Below are 13903 nucleotides of genomic sequence, written 5' to 3'. Positions count from 1 at the left end.
GCGAGCGGGCTGACTAGCTACGTGCCAGGAATTTCTCGACGAGGCGAACCCAATATGTCGCGCCCAGCGGCAGCAACTCGTCATTGAAGTCGTAGCTTGGGTTGTGCAGCATGCATGGGCCCAGACCGTGGCCTTGCTCACGATGGTCGCCGTCACCGTTGCCGATGAAGGCGAAGCAGCCTGGCTTCTCGATCAGCATGAACGAGAAATCTTCGGCGCCCATGGTCGGATCGATATTGGCGTCAACGTTATCTGCCCCGACGAGCTCACGCATCACCGCTGCCGCGAACTGCGTTTCAGGTTCCGTGTTCACGGTGGGGGGATAGTTGCGGTGGAAGACGAAGTCGACCGTGCAATGGTATGCGGCGGCGATGCCCTTAGAGACCTCTTCCATGCGGCGCTCGATCAAGTCGAGGACGTCGGTGGAGAAGGTGCGTACCGTGCCCCCGATCCAGGCTTCATTCGGAATGATGTTGGTCGCATCGCCGGCATGAAACTGTGTGACGGACAGAACCGCGGTGTCGATCGGCCGCTTGTTGCGCGTGATGATGCCTTGCAACGCCGATACCACCTGCGCTCCAACGAATACCGGATCGTTGCCGTTATGCGGCAGCGCGGCGTGTGCGCCCTTTCCTTTGATCGTGATGCGAAACTCGTTGCTCGATGCCATCAACGCGCCTGCGCGCGTACCGAAGGCGCCGACCGGCACCCCCGGCCAGTTGTGCAGCCCAAAGACGGCGTCGCACGGGAATCGATCGAACAGGCCGTCCTTGATCATCTCGCGTGCGCCGCCGCCGCCTTCTTCGGCGGGTTGGAAGATCAGGTTTACCGTGCCGCTGAAATTACGGTGCTTGGACAGGTAATGTGCAGCGCCGAGCAGCATTGCGGTGTGACCGTCGTGGCCGCACGCGTGCATCTTGCCGTCGTGCTTGGAGCGATGCTCGAATTGGTTAGCCTCCGCAAGCGGCAGAGCATCCATATCGGCGCGTAGGCCGATACTCTTGCCTTCACCGTTGCGGATAACACCGACCAGGCCGGTCTTGCCCAGGCCGCGATGCACTTCGATACCCCACTCGGCGAGCTTGGCGGCGACCAGATCGGAGGTGCGCTGTTCTTCGAAACAGAGTTCGGGATGCGCGTGGATGTCGCGGCGCAGCGCCTGGATCTCGGGCTGCGCGGCTTGGATTTCTGGGATCAGCTTCATGAGGGTGCTCGTGTTCTGGCTGAAAATTCTGAGTCACGTTCGATGATACGCCGAAGGGCGATTTCCGACCCGCCATCAGCCGATTGCTCGTGCTGTCCATGCAGTTTCGTATGGATTCGTCATGCGGTGGCTTGTGCGCTCTCATATACGGGCGAAGCCGAACGGCCGAAACGCCTACACTGGAAGCTTGTCAATTGACCGCGCGCCGCCCCAGTCAGCTGCCTGTCGCGCTCCCGCGAGCGCCACGTGACCGACCCGAGCCCATCATGTCTGCTGAAGCCATCGCTGTTGCATCGCAACCTTCCGACGAAGCTCTGCAATTGATCCGCACGCTGGTGGCATTCGATACCGTTAGCCGCAATTCGAATCTTGGATTGATCGAGTGGGTGCGCGATCGCTTGCGCGGGCAGGGCGCGGACTGTCGCCTGACCTATGACGCGACGGGCGGTAAGGCAAATCTGTTCGCGACGCTATCGCCAGGCCGCAAGCCGGGGCTGGTGTTGTCTGGGCATACCGATGTGGTGCCCGTCGATGGGCAGCCGTGGGATACGAACCCGTTTGATGCGCAGATCCGTGACGGCCGCCTGTACGGGCGCGGCACCGCCGACATGAAGAGCTTCATTGCCGTGGCGCTCGCGAATGTGCCCGCGTTCATGGCGGCGGAGGGCGACGCCAGCTTTCATCTTTCGCTGTCGTATGACGAAGAGATCGGCTGCGTCGGCGTGCGCAGCCTGCTGCGTGATCTCGAGGCGAGCGGCATTCAGCCCGCCGGTTGCATCGTCGGCGAACCCACGTCGATGCGCGCCATCATTGCGCACAAAGGCAAGCGTGAATACCGATGCTGCGTGCGCGGCAGGGAAGCGCACTCCGCGTTGACGCCGCAGGGCGTGAATGCGATCGAGTTTGCGGCGCTGCTGATCGCGCATATCCGCTCGCTGGCTGCGCGTCTGGCGGCGGAAGAGGCGCGCGACACCGCCTTTGTCGTACCGCACACCACGCTGAATACAGGCACGATCAAAGGCGGTATCGCCACCAACGTGGTGCCGCGCGATTGCGAATTCACCTTCGATCTCCGCTATCTGCCGGGCACCGATCCGGATTGGATTTTCGGCGAGGTAGAGCGCTATGCGCAGCAGACGCTGCTGCCGCAGATGCGTGAAATTTCTGCCGACGCTGACATCAGCTTCGCCATGAAGGCCAACACGCCGGGCCTGTCGATTGCGCCCTCGCACGAGCTGGTGGCGTTGGCGCAAGCGCTGGCCGATAGCCGGAGTGCGGTTGGCAAGGTCGACTACGGGACGGAAGCGGGACTGTTCTCGCGCGCGGGCATTCCGACTGTGGTGTGCGGTCCGGGCAATATCGAGCAGGCGCACAAGCCTAACGAGTACATCGAACTTGCGCAGATCGCGCAGTGCGAAGCGTTCATGCGGGGGCTCGCGCAACGGCAGCCACGGTTGCAGCCGGCTTGAACGCAAAAAAACCGGGCACCTGGCCCGGTTTCTTTTTTTTAGGGATGCGCGTTCAGCGGATCACTTGCCCGTTAGAGTTGATGATCGTCATCTCAACGAACTTGGAGCCGACGTGGTTGGAGGGCGAGAAGTTCACGTTGAAGCCACCCACGTCGTAGTTGCCCATCGTCTCCAGCGCCCCGACGAACTTCTCGCGGGTCAGGTCGCGGCCCGCACGCTTGAGGCCTTCAACAAAGACGCGCGCAGCGACGTAGCCTTCGATGCTCCCGTAGTCGAAATCGGTAATGCCATCGGATTTGAGCAGCTTCTGGTAATCGCGAACCACGGGTGACGCGCCGCTATACGGATACGGCATCACCTGAGAGATGATCACGCCGCCGCCGGCCTTGCCGAGTGCGTTGGCGAGCGCCTTGGTGCCGACAAACGACACGTTGTAGAACTGGCCCGCATACCCCTGTTCTTGTGCGCCCTTCACGAGGGCTGCCACGGTCTGGTATGCGCTGATGACGACGACGACATCCGGCTTCTGCTCGAGCACTGTGGTGATCGCGCTCTTCACGTCGGTGGTGTTGCGGACGACGCTGGCCTGCGCGACGAGCGACACCCCCTTGTTTGCCGGCAGCTTGAGCGCGCGTTGCACACCGTCAAGACCCGCTTTGCCGTAGGCGTCGTCGTTATAGATGACGGCAATGCGCTTGAGGCCCGTGGTGTGGATCTGCTGGACGATGGCGGCGGTTTCATCGTTGTAGCTGGCGCGCACGTGGAACACATTGCGCGCGAAGGGCTCGCGCAGCGCCGAGGCGCCGGAGTACGGCGCAAAGAACGGCACGCCCGCCGGGTTGGCGATCTTCAGCGCCGCCAGGCTGGTCGGCGTACCGACATAGCCAAACAGGGCGAAGACCTTGGTGTCTTCGATGAGCGTCTTGGTGTTGCGGGCAGTCGCATCGGGCTCGTAGAAATCGTCCAGCACCTTCAATTCGATCTTGCGTCCGTTGATGCCACCTGCGGCGTTGACGGCGTTGAAGTACAACTGGGCGCCGCGGTTCATCTGCTGACCAAGCTGTGCCGCTGGGCCGCTCATTGGCGCCGATTGGCCGACGATGATCGCGTCGTTGGTCACGCCCGTCTCGGCGTGCGCGCCGCCCGAAGCGATGCCGACGATGCCCGCTGCGAACATGGCCAGCAGCGCGGTGATTCTACGAGATTGCATTGCTCTCCCCCGAGAGTTGATTTGCTCGGCATCATAGCTAAACGGGCAGGGGAGGCAAACAGAATCGGGGCCGGTTGCGTCGCTTTTGAGCGTTTATGAGACAGAGAAGCCGCGTGATGTGCACGGCTTCCTTCACACGGGGCCGTTTCAGGCGGCTTCCGCCACCCGCCGCTTCATCACTGCCAGCAGCACGGCGGTGACGACGGTGCCGGCAACCAGCGCTGCAACATAGCCGCCCAGGTGCGTCACCGCATTCGGGATCGGCAGCACGAACGCCCCGCCGTGCGGCACGCGCAGTTCCACGCCGAACAGCATCGAGAGGGCGCCCGCGCAGGCCGAGCCCGCCACGAGCGCGGGAATCACGCGGAACGGGTCGCGGGCCGCATACGGGATCGCCCCCTCGCTAATGAAGGCCAGGCCGAGCACGGCGGTGGCGCGCGCCGCCTGGCGTTCGTCCCGCGTGAATCGCGACGGGAAGAGCCATGCCGCCAGCGCGATACCCAACGGCGGCGTCATGCCTGCGGCCATCGTGGCCGCCATCGGCGTGTAGACCTGCGCGCCGATCAGCCCGGTGCTGAATGCATACGCAGCCTTGTTGATGGGGCCGCCCATGTCAAACGCCATCATGCCGCCCAGCAGCGCGCCCAGCGGGACCGCGTTCGCGCCTTGCATGCCGCGCAGCCAGGTCGTCAGGGATGCAAGCAGCGCAGCAACCGGCGCGCCCACCACATACAGCATCACCAAGCCCGTCAAAAGGCACCCGAGCACGGGCAGGATCAGCACCGGTTTCAGCCCTTCCAGGTTGCGCGGCAGCTTCAGCCAACGGTTGAGCGCCTCGGTGCCATAGCCAGCGACAAAGCCGGCCACGATGCCGCCAAGAAACCCGGCGCCCAGGCTGGCGGCCAAGATGCCTCCGACCATCCCGGGTGCGATGCCCGGCCGGCTGGCGATCGAATACGCGATGTATCCGGCGAGCACGGGCACCATCAAGGCAAACGCGGACTTGGCACCGATCTGGAACAGCGCGCCGCCAAGCGTGTGACTGGCCGAGGCGTCCGTCACGTAGATGCCGCCGAGGGCGAACGCCAGTGCAATCAGGATGCCCCCCGCCACCACGAAGGGCAGCATGAACGACACACCAGTCATCAGGTGCTTGTACGGGCCGGTGCGCTGCTGTTCAGCCGCGGCGGCCGCGGTGCCCGCCAATTGCGCCGTCCCCGCGCCTTCTAGCGAGGCTTCGTCGAAGGCCCGGCGGATCAATGCCTGCCCATCGTGGATGGCCGCCTTGGTGCCGGCGCGGAAGACCCGCTTGCCGGCAAAGCGTGACAGGTCGACTTGCGTGTCGGCGGCGATCAGCACGAGGTCTGCGGTTGCGATGGCATCGGCCGACAGCGTGTTCTGTGCGCCCACCGAACCCTGCGTTTCCACGTGGATCGTGTGACCGAGCGCGCCGGCGGCCTGCGTGAGCGCCTCGGCGGCCATGAAGGTGTGCGCAATGCCGGTCGGGCACGAAGTGATGGCGACGATGCGTTGAGCTTGCGCGCCGGCTTTGGGAACGGGCGGGGCGTTGCCGATCATGCGGGCCAGTACGGCACGAGCGTCCGCGAGTACTTCGTCGAGCGTGACTTCAAGCGTGCGCGGATTGGCGTGGCGAGCCGCTGCGTCCGGCACGAGGCCCGCCCAGACGACTGCCTCGGCGGTGGCCAGCGCTGCCGTGTCGACGACCGAGACGGTGTCGGGGCCGCGCACGTCGACGTCGAGCTTGCAGCCGGATTCGCGCGCCGCGTGGCGCAGGGCCGCGCCGGCGAGCATCGCGCGGGTGGTGCGGCCGTCCGCACCGAGAATTGCCAGCAGGTTTGCCATGATCGGCTCCTTGAATGCGTTGAGCGTGTGGCGATGCGATGTGATGGTCGGGGCTTCAGGCCACGCGCTGCATCTGGACGGCGGCGGCGCGTTCGCGCACTTCGCCCGGGGCGGGGAGGTGAGGCCCCAGGCGCTGCAGCTTGCACGCGGCAAAGGCCACCGAAAGGCGCACGGTCTCTTCCGTGCCGGCACCGGCGTGCCAACCGGCCAGCACGCCGGCCACCATGGCGTCACCCGCGCCGACGGTGCTGGCGGCGCGCACGGGCGGCAGGCTCGCCTGCCACGTGCCGTCTGCCGTGACGAACAGCGCGCCTTCCTCGCCGAGCGACACGATGACCTGCGCCACGCCCCGCGCGTGGACGGCGCGTGCCACGTCCACCGTTTCAGCCAGCGTCGGCAGCGATGTACCCGCCCACAGTTCCAGTTCGTGCCGATTGGGCTTGATGGCCGTCGGCAGCTCGTCGCGAGGCGCGGCCAGGACCTGTGCGAGCGGGGCGCCGCTCGTGTCGACCAAGGTCGGTACGCCGCGGCGATTCAGCCGCGCCAGCAATCTCACGTAGGTATCCGGCGGCAAACCTCCCGCCAGGCTGCCGCACAGCGCAGCGCCGGCAATGTCGGCAAGCGCGTCAATGCGGTCGCACAGCGCGCCGAAGTCGGCGGGCGTGGCGTCAATGCCAGGCAGGTTGATGTCGGTGGTCTGCCCGTCTGCCTGGTCGCTGATCTTGATGTTGGTGCGATTGGTGCCGGGCACGCGGCAGAAGCTGTCGACCACGCCCTTGCGCGCAAACAGCGCCTCGAACAGTTCAGCATTGGCGTCGCCGAGGAGCCCCGTGGCAATCACCGGCACCTGCCAGTCGGCGAGGCAGGCGGCGACGTTGACGCCCTTGCCGCCGGCCTGTTGGGCGACGCTGCTGCCGATGTTGACGCGGCCGCGTTCGAGGCGCTCCAGCCCGACGGTCATGTCGATGGCCGGGTTGAGCGTGACGGTGACGATGGGCGACGGGCGGCTCATGCGGCCTTCTCCTCGCCACCGCCTTGCATCGGCAATGAGGTTTCCAGGGCGCGCACTTCCTGGACGGAAGCGCAGGCCAGCGCGCGTTCTGCGAGCTGCGACAGCGCGCGGAGGTGCGCCTCGCGCAGCCGCGCCTTGACCGGCGCAATATCGCGGGGGCTCATCGACAACTCGTGCACGCCAAGTCCCGTCAGCAGCAATGCTCCGAACGGGTCTCCGGCGAGCCCGCCGCATACGCCGACCCAGCGCCCGTGGCGCGCGGCGCCTTGCACCGTCTGCTGGATCAGACGCAGCACGCTCGGGTGCAGGCTGTCGGCCTCAGCGGCGAGGTCGGGATGCTGGCGATCGATCGCCAGTGTGTATTGCGTGAGGTCGTTCGTCCCGATGGAGAAGAAGTCGACGTGCTCGGCCAGGCGATCGGCCAGCAGCGCGGCAGCCGGCACCTCCACCATGATGCCCAGCGGCACCGTCGGCGCGTCGAGTTCAGCGCGGATGCGTTCGCAGGCGGCGCGAAGGGCGGTCACCTCCTCCAGCGAGGTGATCATCGGAAACATGATCGACAGCGCCGCGGTATCGCCGCTAGTGCCGGCATCGCGGGCGGCTCGATAAAGCGCGCGCAGTTGCGGCTCCATGAGGTCGGGCCGGCGCAGCAGCAGGCGCGCACCGCGCACGCCGAGGAACGGGTTCTCTTCCGTCGGCAGGTTCAGATGCGGGACCTGCTTGTCGCCGCCGATGTCCAGCGTGCGCACGATCAGCGGACGGCCGCCAAGGGCGTTGAGCATGTCGGCGTAGACCGCGTATTGGGTGTCTTCGTCGGGCGCGTGATCGCGTTCGAGGAACAGGAATTCGGTGCGCATCAGGCCCACGCCCTCCGCGCCGAGCGAGAGGGCTTCGACCGCCTGTGCGGGCAGGTTGACGTTGGCGGCGATCTCCACCGTGTGGCCGTCACGCGTGCGGGCGGGCAAGCCGCGCTCCGCCTCCTCGCGCTGCGTGCGTGCGGCGTCTTCCCGCAGCCAGGCGCGGGCGCTCGCGATGCTGGTGTCATCGGGATCCAGCACCAGACGGCCGCCGGTGCCGTCGATGATGGCTTGCGTGCCCGTCGCCACATCGAGCACGGCTGGGCCGGCGGCCACGACGGCCGGGATGCCCAGCGTGCGCGTCAGGATGGCCGTGTGCGACGTCGGACCGCCTTGCGCGGTGACGATGCCGATGATGCGTCGCGTATCGAGCGCCGCCGTATCCGAAGGCGACAGGTCCGCCGCCACGAGGATGCAAGGGCTCTCGGGCAGCGTTTGCGCTGCACTGCGCAGCGACGGGTCGATATGGCCGAGCACGCGCCGTCCCACGTCGCGCAAGTCGGCCGCGCGTGCCGCCAGGAGCGGATTGCCGAGCGCGCCCAGCCGCTCGGCCAGGCGTTCGACGGCCTGATGCCAGGACCACGCCACGCCGTGGCCCTCGACCATGGCCTGGCATGTCAGCGTCATGAGATCGGTGTCGCCCAGCAGTTCGGCTTGCGCCTTAAAGATGCCTGCTTCGGCTTCCCCCAGGCGGGCGGCCGTGTCGCGTGCCAGGGCTTCCAGTTCGGCGCGCGTGCGGGCCAGCGCCGCGTCCAGCAGATCGCCACCGGTGGTCAGTGCGACGGGGTGATCGGGCACGGTCGACGCACCGTGCTGCAACACGTGGATGGGGCCGATCGCCAAGCCAGGGCTCGCCGCAATGCCGCCGATGGCGGGCAACGCCGCGTCGGCTTGCCAACCGTGCGCGGTCTGTCGGGTGCGGGCTGCCTGCGTGTCGCGCGCCGCCTGGGCACGTTCCTGCGCCGTCAGACCTCGGATGGTCAGCAGCAGCGCGTCGAGCGCGGCCCCGGCGTCGGGGCCTTCCGCAGAGAGGCTGAGCTTGGCGCCGGCCGCCAGCCCCAATTGCAGCAACGCCACGAGATTCTTGGCATCGGCGGTTTCGTCGCCATGGCGGACTTGCACCCGCGCGGCAAAGCGACGCGCGGTTTCGACCCACTGCGCGGCCGGGCGGGCGTGCAGGCCACTCGGGTATTCCAGCGTCAAGGTGCGCTGCTCGGCGAGGTCGGTGCCAGGAGTGTCGGCGGCGGGCGCGGGTGCGTCGCTGGAGAGTGCGGCGACAAGCTCTTCAGCATTCTGCGTGGTGAAGAGCTGCCGCAGACGCGCATCGTCATTCAGCAGCCGTGTCAGCCGGCGCAGCAGCGTGATGTGCTCGTCCGACTGCGCGGCGATGGCAAATACCAGGTGCGTCGTCTGGCCCGGGTGCCACTCCAGCCCGTCAGGAAACTGCAGCACCGCAATGCCCGTCTGGCGGATCAGGTGGCGGTCCTCGCCCATGCCGTGCGGAATGGCGACGCCGTGGCCGAGAAACGTGTTGGCCACGGTTTCGCGGCGCAGGAGGCTGTCGATATAGGCGGGATCGATGCAGCCGGCGTCGGCCAGCAACTGGCCGGCAGCGCGGATGGCGCTTTCCTTGTCGGTGGCGCGTTGCTGCAGACGGATGCGTTCGGCGCAGATCAGGGCGGAAGCCATGCGGCGGGGGTCTCCTGCGGCTGCCGTGCTCGGAGGCCCGGCATGCGTGTCGTCAATGATCGCGAATTGAAATCGATTACAGTGCGGGTGTCAATGTGCGGCGCGACACAAAGTGACGTCTGCCCCAGTATTTAAGGGGTTTTCCCTAGGTGGGCAAGACGTTGGTGACGATGCGGTCATTGGATATGATGGCAACTTTTATGGAAACGATTTCAGCATGACGGTTCGAATCAAGGACGTGGCGGCGGCAGCGGGTGTGTCGGTGGCAACCGTGTCGCGCGCGCTCGCGGGCGGCCCCGTCAGCGCGGAGCTGCGCCGACGCGTCGATGCGGCGGTGGCGGCGTCCGGGTATCGGCCGAACCTGTCAGCGCGGCGGCTGCGCTCGCAACAGGCGCAGACGGTCGGGCTGATCGTCTCCGACATCCGCAATCCGTTTTTCACCAGCGTCAGCCGGGCGGTGGAAGACGCGGCCTATGCCGCCGGCCTGCGCGTCATCCTGTGCAATTCCGATGAAGACCCGGAGAAGGAAGCGATGTACCTGCGGCTGATGGAAGAGGAGCGCGTGACCGGCGTGATTCTCTCGCCAACGCGCGGCATTGCCGAAGCGCAGCAACCCGTAGATCTCGGGTACCCGGTCGTGCTGATCGACCGTGCCGGCCCGACATGCGGCACCGATGCCGTCGTGCTCGACAACCAGCAGGCCGCGCAAGCGCTGGCCGAACACCTTGCAGCGCAGGGTTACCGGCGTATCGGCGGCCTGTTCGGGCGGACCAGCAGCACAGGCGCCGAGCGGCAGGCCGGATTCGCGACAGCGCTGGCACGCCACGGCATCACCGCCGAGGCACGCTTCATCCTGCCGACCGCCGAGGCGGCGGAGGCCGAGACGCTGGCGTGGCTGTCCGGCGCGGAACGTGATCGCCCCGACGCGCTGGTCGCGAGTAACGCGCAATCGCTGCTGGGCGTGCTGCGGGCGTTGCGGCGGCTGTCGCTCGATGTGCCGCGTGATATCGCCGTGGCGGGCTTCGACAACGAGCCCTGGACCGAACTCGCCGGCCCGGGCATCACCGTGATCGAGCAACCGGTCTACGACATCGGCCGCATGGCAATGGCGATGCTGCAGGATCGCCTCGCGCAGCCGGCCTTGCCGACGCGCCGTGTGCTGCTCACGGGGCGGCTCGTCCCGCGCGGCTCCACGCCGCTGCGAAGCCCCTAGCGGGCGATTACAATTTCCGGATACCCGCGGCGGTGCGACGACACCGAATGCACCCGCCGCCCCCCACTCCGGAGCCCCTTGATGTCCACCCAAGTCATCCGTGCTGCCTGCCCGCACGACTGCCCCGACACCTGCGCCTTGCTTGTCACCGTCGAAGATGGCCGTGCCACCCGCGTGCAGGGCGATCCGGACCACCCGACGACGGCCGGCGTGCTGTGCACCAAGGTCAATCGGTATGCAGAACGCACGTACCACCCCAACCGCCTGTTGACGCCGATGAAGCGTGTGGGCGCAAAGGGCGAGGGCAAGTTCGAGCCGATTTCCTGGGACGAGGCCATCGACACCATCGCCACGCGTCTGGGGGACATTGCCGCGCGCAACCCGGAGGCCATCCTCCCGTACAGCTACGCCGGCACGATGGGCCTGGTGCAGGGGGAAAGCATGGCCGCGCGCTTCTTCCACAAGCTCGGAGCGTCGCTGCTCGATCGCACGATCTGCGCATCGGCCGGGGCAACGGCGCTGCGCTACACGTACGGTGCGAGCCTCGGCATGGACATCGAGCACGTGCAGGACGCCAAGCTGATCCTGATCTGGGGCGCCAATCCGATCGCATCGAACCTGCATTTCTGGACGCGCGCACAGGAAGCCAAACGGCGCGGCGCCACGCTCGTCGCCATCGATCCTTATCGCTCGCTGACGGCCGAGAAGTGCCACCGCCACTTGGCGGTGCGCCCCGGTACCGATGCGGCGCTGGCGTTGGCGATGATCCACGTGTTGATCCGCGATGATCTGCTTGACCACGATTACATCGCCAATCACACGCTCGGTTTCGAGGCGCTGCGTGAGCGCGCGCAGCAATACACGCCGGAATACGCAGCGACGCCGTGTGGGGTGGACGCGGCGGATATCGAGTGGCTCGCCAAGCTGTACGGCACGACCGTCGTGCGCGACAAACAGCCCGCGGCCATTCGCCTGAACTACGGCATGCAGCGCGCGCATGGCGGCGGGCAGGGCGTGCGCGCGGTCGCATGCCTCCCGTCGCTGGTGGGCGCGTGGCGCGATGCAGCGGGCGGCCTGCAACTGTCCACGTCAGGCTTCTTCCCCATCGACACCGCGAAGCTGCAGCGCCCGGATTTGCTCCCGACGTGGCCCCGCATGCCGCGCACGATCAACATGAGCACCATCGGCGATGCGCTGCTGCATGCGGGCGACGCATCGTTCGGCCCGAAGGTCGAGGCGGTGGTCGTCTACAACAGCAACCCCGTGGCGGTGGCACCGGATTCGCGCAAGGTCACCGCGGGCTTTGCGCGCGAAGACCTCTTCACCGTGGTGCTGGAGCATTTCCAGACTGACACCGCCGACTACGCCGACATCCTCCTGCCCGCCACCACGCAGCTCGAACATGTCGATGTGCACAAGGCGTACGGTCACACCTACGTGCTGGCCAACAACGCTGCCATCGCGCCCATGGGGCAGTCGTTGCCGAACACGGAGATCTTCCGTCGCATTGCCCGGCGCATGGGTTTTGACGACGCCTGCTTTGCCGACTCGGACGACGACATCGCCAGCCAGGCCGTGCGCCGTGACGACCCGGCCGCCGCGCACATCGACTGGGCCACGCTCAAGCGCGAGGGCTGGCAGAAGCTGGCGCACCCCGCCGCGCCGCTGGCACGTGGCGGCTATCGCACGCCGTCAGGCCGCTGCGAGTTCTATTCCGAGCAGATGGCCAACGACGGACTCGACCCGCTGCCCGGCTATGTGCCGCCGTACGAATCGGCAATCAGCACGCCCGAGTTGGCCAAGCGTTATCCGCTGTCGATGATTTCGCCGCCGGCGCGCAACTTCCTCAACTCCACCTTCGTCAACGTCGACAGCCTGCGCAGCACCGAAGGCGAGCCGCATCTCGATATCCATCCCGACGACGCGAATGCACGCGGCGTCGTCGATGGCGAGCTTGTCCGCATCTTCAACGATCGCGGCACCATGCAGGCGCGCGCCCGCGTGACCGACCGTGCGCGGCGCGGCGTGGTCGTCGGTCTGTCGATCTGGTGGAAGAAGCTCGCGCCCGACGGCACCAACGCCAACGAGCTGACCAGCCAGCGCCTGACCGACATGGGGCGCGCGCCCACCTTCTACGATTGCCTGGTCGAGGTCGCGCCGTTGGCTCAGGCCGCCTGACGGAGCCATCATGCGTGCCACACGCGCGCTGTGCCTTGCGCTGTCGCTTGCCGGTTCGGCGTTACTGGCCGGCTGCGACACCGTCGGTTATTACTTCCAGTCGGTCAGCGGACATCTCTCGCTGATGGCGCAGCGTGAGTCGATCGACCAGGCCATCGACAATGCTCGGCAAGCCCACAACGACAAGCTCGCCAAGCGGTTGGAAGATGCGCGCAGCATCCGCATCTATGCCTCGCGCGAGCTGGGCCTGCCAGACAACGGCAGCTATCGCGTCTATGCCAATCTCAAGCGTCCCTTTGCGGTGTGGAATGTATTTGCCGCGCCTGAGTTATCGGTCAAGCTCAAGGAATGGTGTTTCCTCGTCGTCGGCTGCGTGACGTATCGCGGGTACTACGACCGCAACGCCGCCATGGCCTATGCCGACACGCTGCGTGCCCAAGGCCTGGACGTGGATGTGGCCGGCATTCCTGCGTATTCCACACTGGGCTATTTCGACGACCCGCTGCTCAACACCTTCGTCGGCCTGCCGGAAGGCGAGTTGGCGCGGCTGATTTTTCATGAGCTGGCGCATCAGGTTGTCTACGCCAAGGGCGATACCGCGTTCAACGAATCGTTTGCCACCGCCGTCGAAACCATTGGCGTCGAACGCTGGCTGGCGGATGCCGCCACCCCGGAAATTCGCGCGGAATACGCCACGTACGACGCCCGGCGCGTACAATTCCGCGCCCTGCTGCTGGAGTATCGCAACCGACTTGAGGCGTTGTATGCCAGCCCAGTGTCGGACGACGAGAAGCGCGCCGGAAAACGCGCCATCTTCGCGAGCCTCCAGGCCGATTACACCAAGCTCAAAGCAAGCTGGGGCGGTTATACCGGTTACGACCGCTGGTTTGCGCAGCCCCTGTCGAACGCGCATCTGGGGGCCGTCGCGAGCTACCTGGAATGGGTGCCGGCGTTCACGGCGCTGTATCACCGTGATGGCGGCGACTGGGCGCGCTTCTATGACGACGTCAAAGCCATGGCGCGGGAGTCCAAACCGCAACGCGAGGCCGCCCTGCGATTGCTGGCGCCTCCGGCGATCGCGACATCGGACGGCATCACGCAAAAGTGATGCCAACGGCGGTTTCTGCACCAGTTTCAAGCGGGCCAGGCCGGCTGAGGGAACCGTCTAAGTTATTGTTTTGACACAGACATCCGCGTAGGATGCCGAA

9 protein-coding genes are annotated in these 13903 nt (G+C 66.4%); 4 read left to right on the top strand and 5 right to left on the bottom strand.

What is annotated here, in order from left to right; all coding sequences use genetic code 11:
- Positions 1–13: 13 nt before the first annotated feature.
- Positions 14–1204 carry a M20 aminoacylase family protein gene (locus RP6297_RS12925; protein ID WP_009241629.1) on the bottom strand — a complete coding sequence of 397 codons (1191 nt, stop codon included), beginning with the start codon at positions 1202–1204 and terminating at the stop codon, positions 14–16.
- 266 nt (positions 1205–1470) lie between these two features.
- Between RP6297_RS12925 and argE the strand changes: the two genes are divergently transcribed.
- Positions 1471–2673, top strand: a complete 1203-nt coding sequence (gene argE / locus RP6297_RS12920) for an acetylornithine deacetylase (RefSeq protein WP_009241628.1) — start codon at positions 1471–1473, stop codon at positions 2671–2673.
- A 52-nt stretch (positions 2674–2725) separates the two neighbouring features.
- Here argE and RP6297_RS12915 read toward each other — a convergent pair whose 3' ends face one another.
- From RP6297_RS12915 to ptsP, 4 genes are all read right to left on the bottom strand, one after another.
- A complete protein-coding gene (locus tag RP6297_RS12915) occupies positions 2726–3883 on the bottom strand; it encodes an ABC transporter substrate-binding protein (protein ID WP_009241627.1) in 1158 nt (385 codons plus the stop codon).
- A gap of 147 nt (positions 3884–4030) precedes the next feature.
- Positions 4031–5746, bottom strand: coding sequence for a PTS fructose transporter subunit IIC (locus RP6297_RS12910; RefSeq protein ID WP_009241626.1), 1716 nt, complete (start codon positions 5744–5746; stop codon positions 4031–4033).
- Between the two features lie 55 nt (positions 5747–5801).
- On the bottom strand, positions 5802–6758 hold the full coding sequence (gene pfkB / locus RP6297_RS12905; protein WP_009241625.1) for a 1-phosphofructokinase: 957 nt from the start codon (positions 6756–6758) through the stop codon (positions 5802–5804).
- Positions 6755–9304 carry a phosphoenolpyruvate--protein phosphotransferase gene (ptsP, locus tag RP6297_RS12900; protein WP_009241624.1) on the bottom strand — a complete coding sequence of 850 codons (2550 nt, stop codon included), beginning with the start codon at positions 9302–9304 and terminating at the stop codon, positions 6755–6757. The genes pfkB and ptsP overlap by 4 nt, the downstream gene beginning before the upstream one ends.
- Positions 9305–9521: 217 nt before the next feature.
- Here ptsP and RP6297_RS12895 point away from each other — a divergent pair, with 217 nt between their 5' ends.
- The 3 genes from RP6297_RS12895 to RP6297_RS12885 all read left to right on the top strand — a co-directional run bounded on the left by RP6297_RS12895 (position 9522) and on the right by RP6297_RS12885 (position 13803).
- Positions 9522–10517, top strand: coding sequence for a LacI family DNA-binding transcriptional regulator (locus RP6297_RS12895; RefSeq protein ID WP_009241623.1), 996 nt, complete (start codon positions 9522–9524; stop codon positions 10515–10517).
- An 81-nt stretch (positions 10518–10598) separates the two neighbouring features.
- Positions 10599–12695, top strand: a complete 2097-nt coding sequence (locus RP6297_RS12890) for a molybdopterin-containing oxidoreductase family protein (protein ID WP_009241622.1) — start codon at positions 10599–10601, stop codon at positions 12693–12695.
- A 10-nt stretch (positions 12696–12705) separates the two neighbouring features.
- The gene (locus tag RP6297_RS12885; RefSeq protein WP_009241621.1) at positions 12706–13803 is read left to right on the top strand and encodes an aminopeptidase; all 1098 of its coding nucleotides are present in this window, start codon (positions 12706–12708) and stop codon (positions 13801–13803) included.
- Positions 13804–13903: the final 100 nt, after the last annotated feature.

This window comes from Ralstonia pickettii, assembly GCF_016466415.2.
Classification (GTDB): Bacteria; Pseudomonadota; Gammaproteobacteria; order Burkholderiales; family Burkholderiaceae; genus Ralstonia; species Ralstonia pickettii.
This window is presented reverse-complemented; position numbering and strand designations above follow the sequence as displayed.